Source organism: Ferrimonas pelagia (assembly GCF_039543565.1).
GTDB classification, from domain to species: Bacteria; Pseudomonadota; Gammaproteobacteria; order Enterobacterales; family Shewanellaceae; genus Ferrimonas; species Ferrimonas pelagia.
Genome location: NZ_BAABJZ010000016.1, coordinates 85,312 through 106,075 on the forward strand (window position 1 = coordinate 85,312; position 20,764 = coordinate 106,075).

General features: G+C 55.4%; 16 protein-coding genes. 2 read left to right on the forward strand and 14 right to left on the reverse strand.

The features are described 5' to 3' along the window. Positions 1 to 96 precede the first annotated feature (96 nt). From ABEA08_RS06680 to ABEA08_RS06700, 5 genes are all read right to left on the reverse strand, one after another. Positions 97 to 2,406: an NACHT domain-containing protein gene (locus tag ABEA08_RS06680; RefSeq protein ID WP_345334515.1), complete on the reverse strand. Its 2,310-nt coding sequence runs from the start codon at positions 2,404 to 2,406 to the stop codon at positions 97 to 99. 711 nt (positions 2,407 to 3,117) lie between these two features. Beyond that, entirely contained in the window at positions 3,118 to 4,815 is a 1,698-nt protein-coding gene (locus ABEA08_RS06685; RefSeq protein ID WP_345334516.1) for a response regulator, read from the reverse strand. Further along, positions 4,812 to 5,351: a heme NO-binding domain-containing protein gene (locus tag ABEA08_RS06690; protein ID WP_345334517.1), complete on the reverse strand. Its 540-nt coding sequence runs from the start codon at positions 5,349 to 5,351 to the stop codon at positions 4,812 to 4,814. Before ABEA08_RS06690 ends, ABEA08_RS06685 begins: the two co-directional genes overlap by 4 nt. Positions 5,352 to 5,450: 99 nt before the next feature. Then, positions 5,451 to 6,353 (reverse strand): bifunctional methionine sulfoxide reductase B/A protein, encoded by a 903-nt coding sequence (locus ABEA08_RS06695; protein WP_345334518.1) that lies wholly within the window; start codon positions 6,351 to 6,353, stop codon positions 5,451 to 5,453. Positions 6,354 to 6,433: 80 nt separating this feature from the next. Continuing rightward, positions 6,434 to 6,652 carry a hypothetical protein gene (locus ABEA08_RS06700; RefSeq protein ID WP_345334519.1) on the reverse strand — a complete coding sequence of 73 codons (219 nt, stop codon included), beginning with the start codon at positions 6,650 to 6,652 and terminating at the stop codon, positions 6,434 to 6,436. A gap of 206 nt (positions 6,653 to 6,858) precedes the next feature. On the opposite strand from ABEA08_RS06700, the gene queD reads away from it, so the two are divergent. Further along, positions 6,859 to 7,221, forward strand: coding sequence for a 6-carboxytetrahydropterin synthase QueD (gene queD / locus ABEA08_RS06705; protein ID WP_345334520.1), 363 nt, complete (start codon positions 6,859 to 6,861; stop codon positions 7,219 to 7,221). 57 nt (positions 7,222 to 7,278) lie between these two features. Here the strand turns inward: queD and queE are convergent, their stop codons facing one another. From queE to ABEA08_RS06735, 6 genes are all read right to left on the reverse strand, one after another. After that, entirely contained in the window at positions 7,279 to 7,950 is a 672-nt protein-coding gene (gene queE / locus ABEA08_RS06710) for a 7-carboxy-7-deazaguanine synthase QueE (protein ID WP_345334521.1), read from the reverse strand. 108 nt (positions 7,951 to 8,058) lie between these two features. Beyond that, positions 8,059 to 8,355, reverse strand: a complete 297-nt coding sequence (locus ABEA08_RS06715; RefSeq protein ID WP_345334522.1) for a cytochrome c3 family protein — start codon at positions 8,353 to 8,355, stop codon at positions 8,059 to 8,061. Between the two features lie 588 nt (positions 8,356 to 8,943). Further along, the gene (locus tag ABEA08_RS06720; RefSeq protein WP_345334523.1) at positions 8,944 to 9,258 is read right to left on the reverse strand and encodes a cytochrome c3 family protein; all 315 of its coding nucleotides are present in this window, start codon (positions 9,256 to 9,258) and stop codon (positions 8,944 to 8,946) included. 167 nt (positions 9,259 to 9,425) lie between these two features. Next, positions 9,426 to 10,301 (reverse strand): protease HtpX, encoded by an 876-nt coding sequence (gene htpX / locus ABEA08_RS06725; RefSeq protein WP_345334524.1) that lies wholly within the window; start codon positions 10,299 to 10,301, stop codon positions 9,426 to 9,428. Between the two features lie 194 nt (positions 10,302 to 10,495). Continuing rightward, the gene (locus tag ABEA08_RS06730) at positions 10,496 to 11,383 is read right to left on the reverse strand and encodes an aspartoacylase (protein ID WP_345334525.1); all 888 of its coding nucleotides are present in this window, start codon (positions 11,381 to 11,383) and stop codon (positions 10,496 to 10,498) included. 1,122 nt (positions 11,384 to 12,505) lie between these two features. Beyond that, positions 12,506 to 13,429 (reverse strand): polyprenyl-phosphate transporter, encoded by a 924-nt coding sequence (locus ABEA08_RS06735; RefSeq protein WP_345334526.1) that lies wholly within the window; start codon positions 13,427 to 13,429, stop codon positions 12,506 to 12,508. Positions 13,430 to 14,061: 632 nt separating this feature from the next. Between ABEA08_RS06735 and ABEA08_RS06740 the strand changes: the two genes are divergently transcribed. After that, on the forward strand, positions 14,062 to 14,448 hold the full coding sequence (locus tag ABEA08_RS06740) for an MAPEG family protein (protein ID WP_345334527.1): 387 nt from the start codon (positions 14,062 to 14,064) through the stop codon (positions 14,446 to 14,448). Here ABEA08_RS06740 and ABEA08_RS06745 read toward each other — a convergent pair. The 3 genes from ABEA08_RS06745 to recB form a co-directional block, all read right to left on the reverse strand. Further along, complete coding sequence (locus tag ABEA08_RS06745; protein ID WP_345334528.1) at positions 14,424 to 14,870, reverse strand: hypothetical protein; 447 nt, start codon at positions 14,868 to 14,870, stop codon at positions 14,424 to 14,426. The two genes, ABEA08_RS06740 and ABEA08_RS06745, sit on opposite strands and share 25 nt — an antisense overlap. Before the next feature lie 116 nt (positions 14,871 to 14,986). Continuing rightward, complete coding sequence (gene recD, locus ABEA08_RS06750; RefSeq protein ID WP_345334529.1) at positions 14,987 to 17,035, reverse strand: exodeoxyribonuclease V subunit alpha; 2,049 nt, start codon at positions 17,033 to 17,035, stop codon at positions 14,987 to 14,989. Beyond that, a complete protein-coding gene (gene recB, locus ABEA08_RS06755) occupies positions 17,025 to 20,762 on the reverse strand; it encodes an exodeoxyribonuclease V subunit beta (RefSeq protein WP_345334530.1) in 3,738 nt (1,245 codons plus the stop codon). Before recB ends, recD begins: the two co-directional genes overlap by 11 nt. Positions 20,763 to 20,764 lie beyond the last annotated feature (2 nt).

Below are 20,764 nucleotides of genomic sequence, written 5' to 3' on the forward strand. Positions count from 1 at the left end.
CGCTAAAGCAATGGAAAGCTGAATTTTATAGTTAACTATCAGAATCTTAATCTGTCGCTCGATTCACTAGTTATTAGAGTCTTTCGTTCCTTTTACTCACCCGCTGACTACAATGTCCGACTTCAATTCCAGTTCGCTTTCTGGCAAAATAGGCTGCATGTATAAGTTGTATACACTCTGATTTAAGCTAAAGTTTTTCTTCAACTTCCTTTCGTGGTTTTTTATAAACCTATCTATTATTGTGTGACCTTTAGTGTTCTTCAATACGTCGCTTGCATGCTCCACAATACCTCTTTGCAAAGCTAATGGTATTGAGTCACCATAGTTTTCAAGCATCTTGTCATATGCATTTTTGTCCCCCATTGATAACTGAATGCTATTAAGCCAAAAAAGCTCAACACACTCAATATCATTCGGTACCCCTCGAGTGCAAAGCTCCAAAGACCTCTCATCTATAGCCTCGCTGAAATACTCAAATCCAAGAGTGTCACAAAGCGTATGCGTCATAATACATAAAAGGGAGATTGTGGTGAGAGACGAAAGGCCATCTTTGGTTTTCCCTTGCACGGTGTCGCAATAAATCTTTGCCGCATCACTTACAGATCTATTGAGAAATTTCTTAATAGAATCGTAAGGTGTCAGGTAGGCAGCCAACATAAATTCACCCGAGTGAAATATTTTCATCAGCTTCAATGCCTCCGAGGTGAATTCAATATTGCTAATTGATTCAAGCAGTTCAGGGCAGTCTCTTTGCAACCCCACGAAAAAGAAGTAAGTGTTCGACCAATACGTATCAAATATATCTTCGGATATAACTGCTGTATTATTTTTATCCAAACCTGCTGCATAAAAGTATTCGGAAAAAGTTCTATGCCTGAAGCGAATTGTATTCTTGTGTTTATTGATAGCAAGGATGTCTGTCTTTCCCATCCACAACTCGAACACTTCATCTTTATCCAGACCTAGATTTCTGGACGTGACATATTGATTTACCAGCGCTTCAGCATCCCCTAACGACACTTCATACAGCGAGTGATCCATCATGAACTTTGCCAGCTCAATAGTCACACTACCGATTACATCGTACTCTTGCTGAGATTGTAAACCTTTGTCCATATCCCATCTCCCAAGGCTTAACTCCATATACTTAGTATACAAATCGGTCATTGTTGATGGTATTTCTTGAATATTTTCATTGAGTAATTTTGCAAGCAAAAGTGCTGAAATTGGCGTCTTTGGTAAGACTTTCATCAAAGGAGACTTATCCAAGTCTTTCAATAAGTTTCTATTACCCAGGCTAGCCTTACATACTTGGCCAATCAACGATACAACTTGCTTAATTGTTAATGAACACAAAGTATAACGATCAAATTTGGTCTCAATCTCTTTTTCCAATTCAGGGTCATCAAATCCCCTCGTGGTTATTATGATACTAACATCAAGCCCCTGAGGCCTAGTAGATACAATCGTCTCTATAATTTTGAGCTTTTCTCCACCGGAGAGCTTAGTTTCATCCAGTCCATCGAGCATCACTAGGAACTTTTCTACAGGCTCCTTATCAATTTCTATAGACACATTTTCGATAAGCCTACCTATATTACAATCAAAGTCCGATATGAATTCCTTAAATGGCAGCAGTACGGGTATGGTTTTATTAACGTTGTAATTGCTAACGGTAGCTAGCTCTATAGCCAAGTTCGCAAGCAACGTCGATTTCCCTGTGCCCATTACAGCTTCAATAAACAATAAATCAGAGCTAGCTATTACTTGCTTAATGTCACTCTTTCTAAATCTTTGTTTATCACTTATTTGTCTATCTACACTCAGCTTCTGAAGTCTCTGTTCAATGTAGTCAATTCTTCCTGTTGACTCACTTATTAAATTGCTTCTACATAGGTTGTCAGCAAGTTTTCTAACTGCTTCGAGATATAACCCTGTCTTCTGGTCAATATCATCCCAATATGCCGGATAATGAATATCAATCAACTTACCTAAAGTTTCAAAAGCGATAAACTTAACATTTGACGAATCATGTTTGTAGCTGATTTTCTTTTGAGCGTTTTGGGTTATATTTGCGTTTGACACCACCCAAATCTCGTTCAGTGTTATCCTTTTTTTTCCACTCTCAATTACTCTTTCAATCTTGCACTCTTCAATTTGCCGGTTTATCTCTGTGTGGTCCTGCTTTATTTGACCGACCTTAACCACACAACCTATATAAATCTCAATCCCTAATATGTCATCATCCTTTACAAGAATGAAGTCAGCGCCCATTTCATTAGGCCCCTGCGTATATAGAACGGATTTGATGTTTGGTATTTTATTAAAAAGCGTCCTTAGTAACGGATGAAAATCTCGAACCTCATCACGTATTTCCATCAATCTTCTTTGTTTTATTTTGTCCATTATATTCCCTCACTGATTATCTTTTAAAGATAATTCCTTGTGCTGAAGCCACACTCTCAATAGTGATCGCGCCACCAGCCGACCATTAACCTCAAAACTGATGCATTGTCTCCGAGGCTATCAATTTCAATGCTGACCCTACTAACTTTTGCTATTCCTTAGCGGCCGTAATCAAACTGCATCAATGGTATCAGGGTGAAGTGAAATCCCCTTCAGGTCAACGATCGTATAGCCAGCTTCCCCCTCACAAGATCCGCGGTCGGTTTTGGCACCTTTGCGGGCACACATGAGCATTCCCTGCTTACACTGGACTTTCTCATACGCACAACGAAAGTCATTGCCTACTCATCGAAACCTACCAGCCAAGCGACAAGAGTTGAACAAACAATGTGTAGACAGGGAAGTGCGACGTTCGAGAGGTGTCGATCAGTATGTATTTGCCACGATCGGGCCTGTCACTCCCGTCCCCCAAGAGCCTGCAACGAGCCACGGTCCACCGCCTTGGTGCCATGCACAGCCCGTTTGAATACGGCCCTTCTTTTGGAGATCTTTGGTAATCTTTGGTAACGCCGTAAATACTAAATTAAATCAGTGCATTACGTACGGTCAGATAGTGCCCATACAAACCAACAGAATCGACTGTACTTGCTGAAGTTTTTTAGTTTGCATTGTGATGCTCCCTATTCTTATTGTTGTTCAAACCTGTCAGGATCAGCCAGGATCGACCAGCCATTGATCGATCTTGGCGAGCAATGCCCGCTTCTGAAAGGGCTTTACTAGCACGTCGTCCATGCCGACATCACGGCAATGGCGCAGATCCTCCTCCGTGGTGGTGGCGGTCAGCGCCAAAATCGGGCCACTGTACCCCATCTGCCGTAATTGCTCGGTACACTCAAAGCCATCCATCACCGGCATTCGGCAGTCCATCAAGATCAACGAGAACGCTTGTTCTTCGACACATCGAACCGCTTCCGCCCCATTGCCTGCCAGCTCTACGGTAAACCCGGCTTTCTCCAGCACCAATTTGGCAACCACCTGATTGGCCCGAGTATCTTCAACCAACAACAAATGGGCTCCATGACCGCGACGTTGCTCTGCCGGAAGCGAGATCTTCGGTAAATGGGCACGCTCGGTGGGGATCGCAAGGTGAAACTCCGTTCCCAAACCGGGCTCTGACAACACCTCTATATCAGCGTCCATCGCGGCACAAAGGTGGTTACAGATCGCCAGCCCTAAGCCGGTCCCTCTATGTTCGGCCCCTGAAGCTTGAGCAAAGGGCTCAAAGATCCGCTTGACCAACTCTCGAGTCATTCCAACCCCCTGATCGCTCACCACTAATTTAAGCTGGCTTAACCGTGGCTCCCACTCCATCGTCAGGGAAACCGCGCCCTCTTGGGTGAACTTAATCGCATTACTCAACAGATTCAGCAGGATCTGTTTGGTTCTAAGGGGATCCAATCGCAAACAATCTACGGGCTCACTCTGCCATGTAAACTCGAGAGCATTCCCTCGCTCTTGTGCTGCGGGCAGGACAATATTGTAGATCTCATCGAGCAGAGGCTGGACCAAGGTTGGCACCGGTGACATGGCGAACTCGCCGTCTTCAATCTTGGCATAATCCAGTACGTCGTTGATCAAGGCCAATAGGCTATTGCCGGAGTCCGACACGATGTCGAGCAGCTCCATTTGCTCTGGGCTCAATGCGCTTTCCGCCAAGAGTTCAGCGCCCGCCAACATGCCATTCAGCGGTGTACGCAATTCATGGGTCACCGACGCCAAGAATCGATAGCGCATCTGGGCCAATCGATGGGTTTCACGCTCAGCCTCTGCCATCTTGTGATACGCCTGCACATTAACAAAGTAGCTTTTGAGGCTGGCCATCAAGGTACGAAAGAACCAGTACTCCACTTCATCCCAGGGCACCCGCTGCTCACTTGTCACTAGGATCGCGAGCTTTTGCTCCAATGCCGCACACCACAAGCCGCTGCGGGCTCCATGAGCGACCAATTCCGGCTGTTGGCTGTCCAGTCGTGTGAGCTCAACCTGACGCCATGTCGGCGTCACTGCGAGCGCCGAGTTGCCGCTCCACTGACCTCGCCAGCAGATCAATACCCGCCAACCTGGCTGGATCTGTTCGATGCTCTCGATCACTGAGCTGATCGCCTGGCGTGTCGCCGTAAAGGACTTTTCTAAGAGCAGTGTGTAGATCCGGTTGAGCATCCCTTCATAGTTGCGTCGTCGCGCCAATTCACTGCCCTGATCGGCGAGCTGATGACTCTGCTCCTGATTGAGGCGCTGCAACTCCAGATTGGCTTCATACAGCTGCTCGCTGCGCTCTTCCAACAGGGCTTCAGCCGCCAATCGTGCGCTGCGCTCGCGCTCGCAACGCCTTTGCCAGTTGATACTCACTGTCGCTCCAGTACGAAGCGAACCTCAGTGCCACTTTCATTTAGCGCGGTCCGCTCGATCACGAGATCCTCGCCATAATACGCAGCGCAGCCCAAGATCAATCCGTGGGCAACCGCACCAAATCCGCGATGACTCATATAACGCAGCACCATCCTTTGCTCACCGATCTCATCAAACAGGAAGGTCGGTGGTGTGGCTTTGTCATACAGCTTTCGTACCTGCCGATGGATGTCGTCTTCAACCCGCAATAAAAAGCCAAAGGCACTGTTGTATTGGCTCATATCGACCTTATGGATAGCCACTAAGCGGGCAAACAGAGCCTTGCCATAAAGCATCAACAATTGCTCTATGGGTACCTTCACTTCCTCGGCTAAGGCCACCACCAACTGCACCATCTCACCGTGGCCATAATCGCCAACCTGGGTGTAGGCACCGCCACTGGCCACTTGGGCACGCTCCAAGATCGCCTCGGTAACCTCAATGCCAAATGTCGAATCAACGAGATCGAGAAACTCGGTAAAGATGATCCCCTTCATGCAAACCTTTCTCCATATTTCAACGCATTATGACTTGCCTGTTCCCTCGAGCTTAGGCAGTCCTTCTCCCGTTCGCCAATCAGCACGCTTTTGCTCAAGTCAGAGCGGACGGATCCGATCGGCATATTTCTGTGCCAGCCGGACGAGCTTGGGCTGGATATTCACCGCGCAATAAGGCTGTTGTGGATTGCGCTCAAAGTAATCCTGATGTTCTTTCTCAGCGGGGTAGAACCGAGACGGATCCAGCAGTTGGGTTACGATCCGGTTGTGGCCGAGCTCCCCTTGCTGCAAACGCTGAATGTAAGCCTCGGATGCACGCCGCTGACGCACATTCTGACAAAAGATCGCACTGCGATACTGGCTGCCTTTGTCTGCGCCTTGCTGATCAACACTGGTGGGATCATGGCAATCAAAAAACAACTCCAGCAGTTGACCAAAACTGAGCTGACTAGGATCAAACCGGATCTGGATCACTTCAATATGGCCGGACTGACCACCGCACACCGTACGGTAATGAGCCGTCTCAGGCTCACCGCCGCAATAGCCACTCAGCACTTCGTAGATCCCGACCACCCGCTGGAACAACGCCTCAAGACACCAGAAGCAGCCTCCACCAAACACAGCGATCTCCTCCTTGTTATCGCACTCAGGCGCAAACTCGAGTGCCAGCGCATTAACGCAGTGTCGGACGTTGGTATCAGTCAGTCGTTCGCCTTCAAATACGTGGCCCAAATGCCCACCGCAGGATCGGCACAGGATCTCAGTTCGACGTCCGTCAGCATCGCACTGGCGGCGGATCGCGCCTTCGATCTCATCATCAAACGCGGGCCAACCGCAGCCCGCATCAAACTTACTGTCAGAGCGGTACAGCGGCGCATAACACTGGCGGCAGCGATAAAGACCGCCTGACTCGAGATAGAGAAACCGACCGCTGAATGGTGCCTCGGTGGCTTTATCATGCAGCACTTGCCGCTCTGGCTCGGATAGAGGAAGTGGCTTCATAGGAACTCCTTGATGCGTATAACATCAAGATAACAACACGCCCCTGTAGGTACAAAAAAAGAGGCTCAAGGCCTCTTTCATTATTTGCTTTCTTGGCGCCAACCAAACTGGGTCATGCAGCCTTCAAATCGCTCTTTAAATCCTGCCTGATTCGGGTCGATACGACGGTTACAGAAATCACGATCCGTCATAAAGCCTTGATTATCTTTACTGTCGTGTACCCAAACGGCCTCAGGCGCTCCGCAACCCGCTAAGCCCACAGTCGCCACAGAGACCATTGCCAACAGTGTTTTCTTCACATTTTTCTCCTGCAGGTATTCGATAAAATAATTAGAGGCAGTTCTACATGAATTCAGTTACTTAAACCAGTCGATTATAGCCTGCCACTGAATACGGATATTCCGAACTGTCTGTTTGGCCACACGTAACGCCACTCAACCCTGAATATTGTCAGCCAAGAGATACCGTGGCACACTCCCCGCCTGATTGAAATGAGGGTAAGGCAATGGCCACAGAGATCTACAAAGAGTTTTATTTTGAAGCGGCCCATAAGTTGCCCCATGTTCCGACGGGGCATAAGTGCGGACGCCTTCATGGCCACTCCTTTAAGGTGCGGATCTGCATCAGCGGCGAGGTTGACCCACATACCGGTTGGATCATGGATTTCAGCGATCTCAAAGCGGCCTTTAAGCCGATCTGGGAGCGCTTGGACCACCACTATCTCAACGACATCCCTGGGCTAGAAAACCCCACCAGCGAGGTTCTGGCCCGCTGGATCTGGGAGCAGCTCAAACCGGACCTGCCTGAGTTGAGTGGGGTCGAGATCATGGAGACCTGCACTTCGGGTTGCCGCTACCGCGGCGAGTGAATCTCAAACGTAAAACAGGCAACCAGAGGCTGCCTGTTTTGTTTTACTCGCTCGCCATTAGGCAATGGCCAGATACTTATGCACCTGAGCCGATAGTCGCCAGTTGTTCTTAATGCACTGCTCGATACAGAGTGCCGTAGCACGCGGCAACTGGCTGATGGGCTGCAGTGCGACAACTCGATTGGCGTCATCAGGAAGCTGAGCCAGTAGCTGCTTCAAGCTGTCAATATGCGCCTCGGTCGCGACCGGATACTTGATCTCATTAGCACGCAGCAGCGCACTGCTGTCCAGGGCCATTCCCCCCTTCATCCCCTGCTTCGGGGAGACGGTCACCCACGTGTTCGGACACGCTTGGACGGCAAAACACCCTGACGTTTCGATCTGGCACTGCCATCCTGCCTCGGTCATCGCCTGGGTCAAAGGCGTCAGATCGTACAGACACGGCTCACCGCCGGTGATCACCAGATGGCGCGCGTGATATTGACCACTTTGCAGATGCGCGAGCACGCGTTCGAGCGACCACTCACTCCAATGGCCTTGCTCGCTAGCCACGCCAATGACCTGGTCCGGCTCAACTTTAAGCTCGGCGGCACACTCCCAAGTGTGCTTGGTATCACACCAACTGCAGCCGACCGGGCAACCCTGTAACCGGATAAATACCGCAGGAACGCCGGTGAAATAGCCTTCGCCCTGTAGCGTTTCAAAGATCTCATTGACTGGGTATTGCATACGCCCTCCTGAATAGCCGGCTATTCTAGGCCGAGCTGGCGACAAAGAGTAATAAGAAGACAAACAAAAACGCCGACCCTAAGGTCGGCGTTTTATCAGACGCGGCTCTTAGTGACAAGTGTCACAAGAAGCGTTGGCGTCAGCACCAGACTCATGCTCGTGAGACACGTGGCAATCATTACAGGTCATCATACCGTCGTGCGCAGCGTGAACAGCGTCCATATCGGCCAAACCACCGTGACAAGCAGCGCACTGCTCCGCTTCGTGGGCCAGATCTGCAGACGGCATGCCGTCGGCGTGGCAAGACTCACAACCGCCCATGTCAGCGTGGTTGTCTGCGATAGATGCAGCCGCACCGAACGCCATACCGATACCGAAAACGGCAACCAGCAACTTCTTAAACATATTCTCATCCTCACACAATTGAACCCGAGAGATCGGCCCCGAAACGGTCGGCCGATCAAACTCATCGATTTCTCGGGGCAGCGCAGACTTTATCAGGGCAAGTGAATCTAAACCGTTGGTTGGATCTCAATTTTTCCGCTAAAACGATAATTTTTAAGCGGTTGCACAATTACGTTCAAAAAGAAGTGAGTCCAATGAACAAACCGATCGGCGTGGCCCCGCTTCTGGTTTGCGCCGCATTCAAGCCAACGCGTACCGTATCGATACTGAGGGTTATAGAGTGATCGGGCCGACTTATCACATGTGGCGTGCGCTATGCGCAATGAGGCCGTAAATCATGATGGCGTCAGTCCAGATAGGTGCCTTTGAGGGCACTGACTGGCAACGGAGCCGGAAGGGGAGCTGGGCGGCGCCCTCCGACTGTTTCTCATCCGAGACGCAACGAGCCTCAACCAAACACAGAGAAAGGCAATCGAACTAAAGGGTTGCTCTAAATGACAAACATGGCGTTCGACTCGAGATCATGTCGCACACCGATCAAAAAAGCCGGCGAAACCACCGGCTTATTAAGATCTGCGCTGTTCGCGGTTATGGCGTACGGCCATCATCATGGCAATCATCACAGCCTGGCTGCTGGCCCACTTCCATTTCATGCGGACTGTGACAATCGGAGCACACCAACATCCCATCGTGGATGGCATGATGCTCACCATCCAGCTCTGTCATTGCACCATGACAGGTCTGGCATTGTTCATTTTCAAAGGCAAAATCGCTCGATGGCTCTCCATCTTCGTGGCACGACTCACACCCAGCCATATCTGCATGCATATCCGCCAATAGTTCAGCCGAAACGGCGCTGACGGCAAAGCTACAGCAGAATAACAACATCAACCACTTTCTCATCCTCTGCTCCTTTTTAGAGCCAACGGCTCTTCGTTACTCACACCAGACTAAACTAGCGCAAGCGAGGCAAAGTCACAACTTGGCAACAGCCTAGGCACATGAGCTGGAGCTGTGCCCTATCACAAAAAAAGCGACCCGAAGGTCGCTTTTTTACACATCAATAACGCTTACGCACCACGGCGCAAGGTATCAATACGCTGCTCCAGTGGCGGGTGGGTCATCATCAGCTCAGACAAGCCTTTCTTACCGCTGATCCCAAACGCCGCCATATTCTGTGGCATGGTGCTTTCCTGACCGTGGCGCAAACGCTCCAATGCCGCAACCATCTTCTCACGACCGGCCAATGCCGCACCGCCAGCATCCGCCTTAAATTCACGCTGACGGGAGACGTACATCACCACCATAGAGGCCAACATGCCGAAGACGATCTGCAGGACGATCTCCACCGCCATAAAGGTCATAAAGCTGTAATCGCTGCCTTCTTCGTCATCGCTGCTCAACGCACCGCTGACCAGACCGGCGATCAACTTAGCAATGAAGATCACAAAGGTGTTTACCACGCCCTGAACCAGCGCCAGGGTCACCATGTCACCGTTGGCTACATGGCTAACTTCGTGTGCCAGAACCGCTTCCACTTCGTCGCGGTTCATGCCGTACATCAGGCCCGTCGATACCGCAACCAGAGAGTTGTTCTTACTCGGACCGGTCGCGAAAGCATTCATCTCGGGTGCGGAGTAGATCGCCACCTCCGGCATCTTGATCCCCGCCTGCTGAGCCTGACGCGCAACGGTATCCACCAGCCACTGCTGCATCTCATCCTGCGGCTGTTCGATCACATGCAGATCCATGCCCTTCTTCGCCATCGTCTTCGACATTGCCAAAGAGATCATCGAGCCGGACATGCCAACCAATACCGCAGCCATGCCATAGCCAGCAACACTATGGTACTGAACACCAAACACGGACAACAAAATGGACAGAACGACCGAGAACACCAGCATAACGGCCAGGTTGGTCAACAGAAATAGAACGATACGCTTCATTACTTCTCCTAAATTGCGCTTCAGCGTTGTCACGCTGATATGGAGCAATAATTGGGTCGTTCCGAACCAATTTCAAGGGATAAAACGTAAAGTTATGTATGACGATATGTCGACAGAGCAAACGCCCCCCAACAGACGCCGACAAGAAGGTGAATGGCGATCGGCACGGACAGGCCGATCGCTCATTCATCTGTTCAGGCTTCGAGCGTCAAGACACAACGCTCTGCCAAAGAGAAGGCGTTATGACTGTTGTAGTAAGCCGCCTCATTAATAAAATGAGGATACATAATCACCTCACTGTCAAAGTACCCCACCTCGCCATTATAAAACTGGAAGATCGGCTCTCCCGGCGACAACGCCTCGAAATCTTTGCCGTCCAGCCGAGGGTGGATCATCGCCAGCGGTTGCCCGTCGCTGTCCAGCGGCAACTGGCGAGTCTCAACATAGCGGTACGCTTGGGTCTCTGCGGGTAAGTCAGGTAGGCGTTCAGCGCGCTCCAGCGCCGCAAACTCGACGATCAGTTGCGTCATCAGCGCCATCTGATCCAGCACCTCCTGACGCAGCACTGACTGGGGTTGAGGCCCCACTTCCACCATCACTCCCCGCTTTCCGAGCGAACACAAATATCCCCACTCCTGCGGAGTTTTGGTGTCTTCAAGCAGGATCACCGCCTCGGGCATCCGACTTTTGACGAACGCCGCTAGCTGTCGCTCCCAAAGACCGGTGTCGATCAGGATCAAGGTCGGGCCCATATGACTGGTGGTGTTGTGCAGATCGATCACCAGATCCGTCTTAGCCGCCCCTTTGGGACCCAATTGCTGATCGAGTGATTTGGCCAGCAACGCCTCGTAATCACGCAGGCTGGGATCCGCCAATCGAGCGGGTTCAAACTGACGGTTGAGATCCACATCCAGATAACGACGGTTGTCGTTATGCGCCTTGGGATTCGACCAAACCAAGTCCAACTCAATGCCCAGCTGCGCCAATAAGGACGGATCCTGGCGCCATTGCTTAATCAGTTGGATCCCGGAAAACTCATTGCCATGGGTTCCCCCGACAATGGCCACTTTCACTGCTTCCATCCCAAACACTCCAAAATGTATAGTTATGCTTTAATGGTGCATCATTATTCCCGCCGAGAGCAAGCACCTGCGTGGGTAACTGACTATATATCAGGCTTTTTGTGACTTTCCACCGCCGAACCAGGTTACCCACAAAATCTGGGATTAACTCTGTGGATAACTATCTCCTCCCGCAGCACAGCTGGCTCTGCGCGCTGCGTCTTTTTTGCGCAGGCCGACTCACAGGCCAGATCACTGTTTGATAATCCTCTGGCTTATGTGTGTATTCTCAGCAGCGCAAGGCCATCGTGACACAAATGGAGCCAAAGTGGGCAAGCGAAGTCACTGTTGAATTTGTCTCATGATGCAACGGGGATTAGTCACGTCCTTCGACACACGCGCTAGGAAAACGGCTTCCTGTGCGCAACGCCAATGGTTACAAATCACGGTCTCAACGACGCTAAACCACGAGCCGTATCGCTCTGGTTCTTGCCAACAGCGACGGGGGGGATCCGCTACGCGCCTTTCGCCCCGAAGTCCGAGCGCCGCTTCGCGATCGCCTTCCCTCACGACACAGCGCAGCTAAATCGGCGATCTCATGCCGACATTATCACAACGCTGGAACGGCGTTACCGCGAGGGGATCAGAGCGTGGGACGTTTCAAAGTTCAAAGTGCAGCGTGACGCGCACCCGATGGCTATAACAAAAAGGGCTTTCACCGAGAGGACTTGCCGTCGCCAACATGGCTTCGACTCAAAAGCGTTGCGAGGGTGAAGTAAAACCTAAAAAAGCCAACTGCCGTTGACTAAGACTCAGCCTGTCAACAGGCCACTCGGGCCCGTCCGGTTCTTTATACCGCGCACGCGTGTGGGCATCGCTCAGGACGAGCTGCCAGCCAACATAATTGCCGATGCGATCAGTACCAGATAACTGAGCACTTGGCTGAGCTCCGGCATGCGCCGCATCTCAGCCAAGTGTCGGAGCCGATCTCCTGCACCTAGCTAACATGCCGTTAAACGACATGGGCCGCTCAATCAGTAGCGCCAGAGTCGGCTCTCTTATTGATGACCTCGGCAGCAACATACCGCTGTGCCAGTCGATTGTCCCAGCATGCTGACACCCCGCGGTGCCAGATACTGAGTGCTACTGTCCCTGCTCTTTGGCAAAGCGCTCCAACGCCCAAACCAAACCAAACCCTAACAGCCCTGCGGTCATTGCCAGCAGGATCTGAGCGGCTTCCCCGGTGCTTGCTTCAAATGCCCATGGGCTCAACACCTGCTCAGTCACCGCCACCTCATTGCCACTGGAGTCGATGCGGGTGGTTAAGGCGACTTTCCAAGGCCAGACCTTATTCAAGGTGCCAAGCATGAGCCCACACAAAAAGGCCAGTGTCATGCTGCGAAAACGGCGCAGCAAGAACGACAGCACGTGGGAGAAACTCAGCAGCCCCAACACGCAACCACACGCGAAGATCGCCAAGGTGGTGAGCTCCAGGCCCTTAATCGCCCCGATCACCGGCGCATACAGCCCGAGCAACAATAAGATGAAGCTACCGGATACCCCTGGCAGGATCATCGCACAGATGGCCAGCATGCCGCCGAACAGCAGATTCAATCCGGTCGGCTCCAACATCAGCGGGTTGGACACCGTCAGCAGCCAGGCCAGACCGAAACCGGCGGCAGCGGCGGCGCCATTGGCCAGATCAAAACGCGGGATCTGACGCCCAATATGGATCAAAGAAATGGTGATTAAGCCGAAAAAGAAGCTCCACAGTGGGATCGGGTGTGCCACCAATAGATAGGAGATCACCCGCGCCAAGGACAGAATACTGGTCCCGATCCCGGCAAACAGCGTCACCAAAAAGGTGCCATTGATATGCTGCCAGGCGGCGGCAAACCCTTGTTGGCGCCACTTGACCAGTACCGACGGATTGATCCGGCGTATGCTTTCTAACAGGCGATCATAGATCCCACTAATAAAGGCGATGGTGCCTCCGGAAACGCCCGGCACGACATCCGCCGCCCCCATCGCCATTCCTTTGAAAAACGTGCGAAAATCAACTGCCATTAAACATACTACCCCTAAAATTTATCGCGAGATTATATCGACTTTAGCGGTAAAAACCACGCGCACTCCCCGGAATCCAGCACCCAGCAACACCCACACAGATCACACCCCGCCCCGCACTGCGTGAACCAATACGCAAAAATGACCACAGAACGAAATAAAAACGGACATCTCTTCACCATCTGTTTATTCTGCGCGCATTCGTCCCCACGGTCGTAACTTTTAGGGGAAAGCGACGATACGATAATAAACAAGACGAAACCCAACTCAGCCGCTGTGATGCCCGTCACAGCGGCTTTTTCTTACCTCGATACCCGCCCACAGTGACGCTGCTCACACCTCGTTATCACGAGAGTGAACCTCTCCACAATTTAAACATCCAGCTTCAGTTTCAGCGGACTTTTGCCGGTGAGTTAGATACCGTGTTTGCATTCGCCAACGTACCGTCTCTTTAAGGGGAAAGGCGCGGTTAGAACCAAAATCAAAGGCGAAGTTTTTATTGCCGTAGCGGCTGAACCCGCTGCGGCATTTTTCTCTGCATCATGTCAGCGAGACCTCAGATCTGCGGCGCCCAAGACGCCATCATCCAAACGCTTCTATACTCAGACAAAGTTCAGCCGCCGGAGCCGCTTATGGCCACCGTTGTTCTCGTCGTGATCTGTTTAGCCCTGCTGCCCTATCTGTTAGCCGGCTACAACGGCCTCTATAAAAGGCAACACCTTGGCGGGATAGACATGCACCACCCGCGCCAGCAAGACGCACGCTTGGAAAACAAGGCCCATCGGATCGCCGCTTCGCAACGCAATGCTTGGGAAGCACTTGGCTTCTTCAGTGCCTGTGTGCTGGCCGCCCTATTACGAGAAGTCCCCCCACAAACACTGACTACCCCCGCCATTTTGTTCTTTATCACCCGGCTCCTTCACCCGATCTTCTACATCGGTGACTGGCCTCCCGCTCGCTCTCTGACCGTGGTGATCGGAATAGGGCTCGGCCTCTACTTAGCCGCTTGGGCAGGCTGAACATCAACGCGCGTTGCACATCGGATCTGCTCCAGTCCGAGTTGCAACCATGCCATTGCCTCATCTCGCTGCTCAAAGATCCGTACGATCTTATGATCATGCTCAGACCGATTCACCCCAATGGCGACCTCCTGAGATAACCGACTGACCGAGTTAGGACAATAAACCGCCAACATCCCTTGCATCGGGCTATTACCGAGACGACGGCTGGCCTCAAAGCTGTATGAAAAGGGCTGAGAACAGCTAAGCAATAGGACAAAAGGCCGCGTACGAGACTGCCAGTGCGCGTTGATGGCGTCACATTGGCTGGCGGAGATCTCCGTCTCGGCATCCACCAGCACCTCAAACAGATCGTCTTGCCAAACGATCAGCTCAAAACAGGCGACGCGCTCACGCCGAAGCTCATGTCCCGCTGACTCCATAGTCTCTCCCGCATCATTTGCCCAAGGTTATCGACCGCTCCCTTAACCTCTCAAAACCCAAGCGTCATGACAACCCAGCCGATTTCAGCGGCCGCAAACCGCTGCCATAAGATCCCCTAGCTGCTCATCAACTGCGCCGCCAGCCCACTGGCGCGTTGCGTGCGCAGTGACACCGCCTGCGACAACAGGGCCGGTTGGGGCGCCACCAGGGTGAACCAGTCCCGCGCTCGGGTAATGCCGGTGTACACCAGCTCCCGGGTTAATACCGGACTGCCCCGCTCCGGCAATACCATGGCCGTATGCTGAAACTCACTGCCCTGGGACTTATGCACTGTCATGGCATACACCGTCTCCACCGAGTTGAGGCGCGACGGCAGCACCCGCTTAAGGGCACCACTGGCCAGGGGGAACACCACGCGAAGCAGCGTCTCGCCATCTTGCTCAAAGGGCAGGCAGATCCCGATATCGCCGTTCATCAGTCCCAGACTGTAGTCATTGCGCGTCATCATCACCGGCCGGCCGGCATACCACCCCTCGGTGCTGGTGATGAGACCCGCCTGCGCCAGCCACTGAGCGACCTGGGCATTGATTCCCTCGACGCCCCAGTCGCCATCGCGTACCGCGCACAGCAGCTGGAAGCGACCGAACGCGGTTAATACCTTGCGGCACCAGGCCTCGCTGTCCTGGCCCCTGCCCTCTTGGAGTACCTCCAGGTAGTGGCGATAGCCACACGGACGGCTCTCTCCCTTGGGGTGCAGGTGGGCATGTTCCCCCGCCAACACCAGCGCCTTGAGGGCCGGATCCCGTCCCTCCTTGGGCTGCAGCCAGCCGATATCGCCAAAGCCCTGGCGCCACACCTGGCGCACCCGCCCCATGTCGCCATCGTTAACCGCAAAGGCCAACTGGCCAATGCCCGACTTCGCATCGAAGCGGTGACTCTTGGCCAACATGACTATCTGCTGCTCCAGTGCCCCGCCCGGGCCCTGCCAGTCCTCCAGATCGACCCCAGTCGCTCGAAAGACAAAACCACGGGTATCAGCCTGATAGCGCGCGGTGCCCGCGTGCAGGCAGAGATCCCCCAGCACGGCGCCGGCTTCCACCGAGGCGAGCTGATCCTTATCTCCCAGCAGAATGAGCCGGGCATGGGGCGGGACCGCGTCGAGCAGTGCCGCCATCATCTCCAGATCCACCATGGAGGCCTCATCCACCACCAGCAGATCCAGATGCAAGGGGTTGCCGGCATGATGTTTGAAGTGCCGCGTATCCGGCCGGGCACCGAGCAAGCGGTGCAGGGTTCCCGCTTCCGCAGGAATGAGCGCGCCCACTTCCGGCGGGATCTCCGCCACCGTGCCGGCACGGATGCCCGACAGGGTCGCCGCCAGCGACTCCGACAGGCGGGCCGCCGCCTTGCCGGTGGGCGCCGCCAACTCGATGCGCAGACCCCGTTCACTGCCCTCACCACGCTCGGCAGCTTCCAATGCCAGGGACTGCAGCAGGGCCAACAGGCGCACCACGGTGGTGGTTTTGCCCGTGCCCGGTCCGCCGGAGATCACCGTTACGCCGCCCCGTGCCGCCAGCGCCGCAGCGATGCTTTGCCAATGGGGCGTCTCGCCTGCCAGCTCGGCAGCGTCTTTTAGGGGATCAAACAGGGTTGCCAGCCGCTTAGGGAGATCATCCGGCAACGCGAAGCGCTGGGCCACTTTAGCCTTCAATACGCCTGCGATGCGGCATTCGTACTCGAAATAGCGCCGCAGGTAGAGGCGATCGCCGGAGAGCACCAAAGGCGCACAGCCCTGCTCATCGCCATCCACCAGATCCGAGGCCAGTAGCTGCGCCTCGAGCGCGTCGAGCCGCCAATCGGCCAGCCACTGGCCCGGCCGGCTTTGTGCCTCCCACTCCCGGCCCTCCGGTGGCAGGGAGAGCAAGGCCTCAGGTGCGCCCAGCAGGCCGGTCAGATCCAGGCAGATATGGCCCCGGCCCAGCTGATGGCTGGCCAGAGCGGCACACAGCAGCACAGGATCTGGGGTGTCCGGTGCTTCGGCCGCCAGCAGGCGGGCGAAGGCCAGATCCAGCGCCCGCAGCCAGCGCAGTTCGACGTAGGCGTCCAGCTGCGGCAGCACCGGGGCGGACAGGGTGGCGATGGAGGAGTGCAGATCAGGCAACATGGCTCACCTCGCGAAACAAGCTGTCCAATGCCAGGATCAGCGCTTTGTCCGGCGCCAGGGTCAGAGCCCCGTTGCCCGGACGATCCGGATCCAGCCCGCGAAGAAACAGGTACACGGCACCTCCCATATGGTGGTCAAAGTCGTAGTCCGGCAGGCGCGACGCCAGCAACCGGTGCAAGGCCAGGCCATACAGGGCCGCCTGCAGATCGTAGCGGTGCGCCAACATCGCCTCACGCATCGCCTGGGGCGTATAGGCACTTTCATCCGGCCCCAGGTAGTTGGACTTGTAGTCGGCCACGAAGAACTGGCCCTGGTAGCAAAAGGTCAGATCGATAAAGCCCTTGAGCATGCCGTTGAGGGTCACCCCCTGCAGCGCCGGACGGGCTTCGCCGGGCCAGATCGCCTCGGTCACCAGACGGTCGATCTGCTCGGTATCCACCCGGGCGGTGGCGATCCAGAACTCCAGCTCCGCCTGCACCTGCTCTAGCTCCAGCAGGCTGGGCGCCTGGCCGCCGGGCAACGGGATGGGCACGGTCAGGGCCCGTTCAAACCAGGGCAGCAGCATGGTCTCCTGGCCGGCATAGCCATGGCGCTCACAACGCTGATCGATCTCCTGAGTCAAGGCCTGGGGATCGATCCCAGCAAAGCCCCTGCCCTGCTTGGCCAGCCCCTGCTCAGCGGCCCACTCGAACAGATCGTGCAGAAAGGTGCCCGGCGCCGCCCCTTTGGGGAAGGCGTGGATACTGCCCTCGGCGGGTAGAAGCTCGGCGCTGGGCGCCGTTTGCTCGGCCTCGTCGGCGATCTCCAGCAGCTGCTCGCTGCGCGGATCCGGCCCCGCCTCGTTGCCATGGCTCATCCCCCTGAGCATCGCGGAATAGGAGGCGATCCACCAGGCCCGGGGAGCGCGGCTCGGCGGCGTGAGCGCCGGGGCCAATGTGCCCTCCTGCGCCGCACCGATATAGCGATCAAACTCAGGTTCGGGCAGCGGCGCCAATACGATGCCGCTGCCAGCGTCCGCCACATCCTGAAGATCAGAACCGGCCAACGCCTGCAGCTCGGTAAGCAACTGCTCACTGCTCTGGGCCGCCCCGGCTCCGAGCAGACAGCCCAAGGCACCCAGGTGGGTGTTGGGCTCACCGCGCTTGCCGCGCTGGCCCAGCTTCAGTGGCCCCAGCCCCAGGTAGCAAGCGAAGCTGGGCCGGGTCATGGCCACATAGAGCAGGCGAATGTCCTCCGCCAATCGCTCGAAGTCCGCCCGCTCCCGCGCCTCGTCATCGGCGTTGAACGTCAGCTGCTTGTCATTGTTCTTGTCGCGATAGAACAGCAAGCCATTCTGATCGCTGGCCTGGCGGTAGCCGAGAATAAAGGGCAGGAACACCACGGGGTATTCCAGCCCCTTGGATTTGTGGATGGTCACCACCTTGACCAACTCGGCGTCGCTTTCCAGCCGCAGGATCTGATCGTCCCCCAGCTCACCGCCGGACTCGCACTGCTCGGTCAGGTAGCGGATCAGCGCCAGCTCTCCGTCAAAGCGGCCGGACACGGATTGCAACAATTCGGCCAGATGCAGCAGGTTGGTCAGGCTGCGCTCGCCGGAGCGGGGATCGCTCAGCGCCCGCGTCGCCACATTGAACCGCTCCAGCACCTGGCGGATCATCGGCAAGATCCCCTGCCCCTGCCAGCACAGGCGAAGGTTACGAAACTGCTCCAGCAGCGACTCCCAGGCCAGCTCATCGTCGTTCAGGCTGTCGATCTGGGCCCAGTCCCATCCCAGGGTGCGGGTCGCCAGCGCCGCCTTAACGCCGCTTTCCCGCTCCGGGTGAGCCACCGCTTCGAGGATGAAGATCAGATCCTGCGCCTGTTCGCTGGCAAACACCGAATCCTTGTCCGACAGATAGACCGAGCGCACGCCATTGGCCGCCAGCGCCGAGCGCACCGCCCGCGCCTCGGTAAAATCCCGCACTAGGATGGCGATGTCGGACTCCTTCAGCGGTGTCAGCGCGTCCCCCTCGGCAAAGCCCGTGGTGCCACTTTGGGCGCCATTGAGCATGGCGGTGATCCGATCGGCACAGCCCTTGGCCTGGCGCGCCAGATACATCTGTTTATTCCAGACATTATCCGGGTTCTCGTCCCACCACAGGGTCAGCGCCGGATGCACCTCACCCTCAAACTGCAGGCTCTTGCCTTTGCCCTTGGCCTTTACCGGCTCGAAGGGGATCTCCTCGCCATAGAGGAAGGTGTTGCGGGGGTGGCGGTGGCCCAGCTCGAACAGCGCATTGGCACTGGCCACCATCGCCTTAGTGGAGCGATAGTTGGTGTCCAACGTGTAATGGCGTCCGGCGGTGTCACGGCGGGCCTGCAGGTAAGTGTGAATGTCGGCGCCGCGGAAGGCGTAGATCGCCTGTTTGGGATCGCCGATCATCAACAGCGCCGTATCCGGCTGAGCCAGATAGAGCTTCTGGAAGATCCCATACTGAGTGGGATCCGTATCCTGAAACTCGTCGATGAGCGCTACCGGGAACTGGCGCCGGATCAACTGGGCCAGGCGATCACCCTGCTCCGGCTGTTGCAAGGCCCGGCCCAGGTGCTGGATCAGATCGTCAAAATCCAGCTGGGCCAGGCGCTGCTTGGCCGCCTCGATCCGCTGCTGGATCCAGAGCGCCGCGTCGATCAGCAGGGCCGGTTTCAGATCCCACTTGTCCAGTTCCCGGATCAGGTTCTCCAGCGCCGACAGCAGGGGCGACTCGGCCAACGAGCGCTCCTGCTTCTTGCCCGCTGCCGACAGCGCCTTTTCCATCTCGCCCGGGGTATAGCGGCTGAGTACCGCGCCACGGCCATCCAGCGGCAGCGCCCCATCACCGTCGAGCCAGGCCTCTAACCGGCCCAACTGCTCCGGCTTGACCATATTCTTCTTGACCCAGCCCTGGGCCAGCGACTGCTCGAACAGCTCACAAAACTGCGGCCATTCGATGCGCCAGAGATCCTTACAACGGGCCACGGCAGCGTTGCGCTTGGCCACCAGCTCGAAGGGATCGGCCTCGCGCTTGAGTCCGCCCCCAGCCGCCAAGCCCAGCAGCGGACGCACCGCCTTTTGCAGCGCCTCGGGGGAGCCGTACAGCTCGCGGACCGCCACCAGGGTCTCGCGGTTTTGCGGGTAGAACTGACTGCGCCAGTAATCCTGCACCGCCTGCTCCAGCAGGGCACTGCTGTCCGTCTCCATCTCGGTATCGAACAGGGCCCCCGAGTCGAAGGCGTGCTCGCGCAGCATGCGCTGACACCAGCCGTGGATGGTATGAATGGCAGCGTTGTCCATCAACTGCGCGGCCAGATCCAGCAACAGGGCGCAGCGCGGGTGCTCGGCGGGCTCAAACTCGGCCTTGAGGGACTGCAGATAGTCATCGCCCTCGGACAGGCCGCGGAAACAGGCGGCGCCCTCCACCAGACGCTGACGAATGCGATCCTTAAGCTCCTCGGTGGCGGCCTTGGTGAAGGTCACCACCAGGATCTCCTCCGGGCTCAGGGGACGCGGCTCGTCATTGCCGCCTTTTTCATGGCTGTGGCCCAGCACCAGGCGCAGATAGAGCGCGGCGATGGTAAAGGTCTTGCCGGTGCCGGCACTGGCCTCGATCAATCGGGTGCCTGCCAGGGGAAAGCGCAACGGCTGCAGGATCTCAGGGGCGGCGCCAGTGCTGAGCTCCGTAGGGGTATGGGTTTCACTGTGGGTCATCG

What these genes read in the sequence shown, in the direction of transcription:
- ABEA08_RS06680 (WP_345334515.1), bottom strand. Translation starts at nt 2,406, where the DNA reads ATGGACAAAATAAAACAAAGAAGATTGATGGAAATACGTGATGAGGTT.
- ABEA08_RS06690 (WP_345334517.1), bottom strand. Translation starts at nt 5,351, where the DNA reads ATGAAGGGGATCATCTTTACCGAGTTTCTCGATCTCGTTGATTCGACA.
- ABEA08_RS06695 (WP_345334518.1), bottom strand. Translation starts at nt 6,353, where the DNA reads ATGAAGCCACTTCCTCTATCCGAGCCAGAGCGGCAAGTGCTGCATGAT.
- queD (WP_345334520.1), top strand. Translation starts at nt 6,859, where the DNA reads ATGGCCACAGAGATCTACAAAGAGTTTTATTTTGAAGCGGCCCATAAG.
- queE (WP_345334521.1), bottom strand. Translation starts at nt 7,950, where the DNA reads ATGCAATACCCAGTCAATGAGATCTTTGAAACGCTACAGGGCGAAGGC.
- ABEA08_RS06715 (WP_345334522.1), bottom strand. Translation starts at nt 8,355, where the DNA reads ATGTTTAAGAAGTTGCTGGTTGCCGTTTTCGGTATCGGTATGGCGTTC.
- ABEA08_RS06720 (WP_345334523.1), bottom strand. Translation starts at nt 9,258, where the DNA reads ATGAGAAAGTGGTTGATGTTGTTATTCTGCTGTAGCTTTGCCGTCAGC.
- htpX (WP_345334524.1), bottom strand. Translation starts at nt 10,301, where the DNA reads ATGAAGCGTATCGTTCTATTTCTGTTGACCAACCTGGCCGTTATGCTG.
- ABEA08_RS06730 (WP_345334525.1), bottom strand. Translation starts at nt 11,383, where the DNA reads ATGGAAGCAGTGAAAGTGGCCATTGTCGGGGGAACCCATGGCAATGAG.
- ABEA08_RS06735 (WP_345334526.1), bottom strand. Translation starts at nt 13,429, where the DNA reads ATGGCAGTTGATTTTCGCACGTTTTTCAAAGGAATGGCGATGGGGGCG.
- ABEA08_RS06740 (WP_345334527.1), top strand. Translation starts at nt 14,062, where the DNA reads ATGGCCACCGTTGTTCTCGTCGTGATCTGTTTAGCCCTGCTGCCCTAT.
- ABEA08_RS06745 (WP_345334528.1), bottom strand. Translation starts at nt 14,870, where the DNA reads ATGGAGTCAGCGGGACATGAGCTTCGGCGTGAGCGCGTCGCCTGTTTT.
- recD (WP_345334529.1), bottom strand. Translation starts at nt 17,035, where the DNA reads ATGTTGCCTGATCTGCACTCCTCCATCGCCACCCTGTCCGCCCCGGTG.
- recB (WP_345334530.1), bottom strand. Translation starts at nt 20,762, where the DNA reads ATGACCCACAGTGAAACCCATACCCCTACGGAGCTCAGCACTGGCGCC.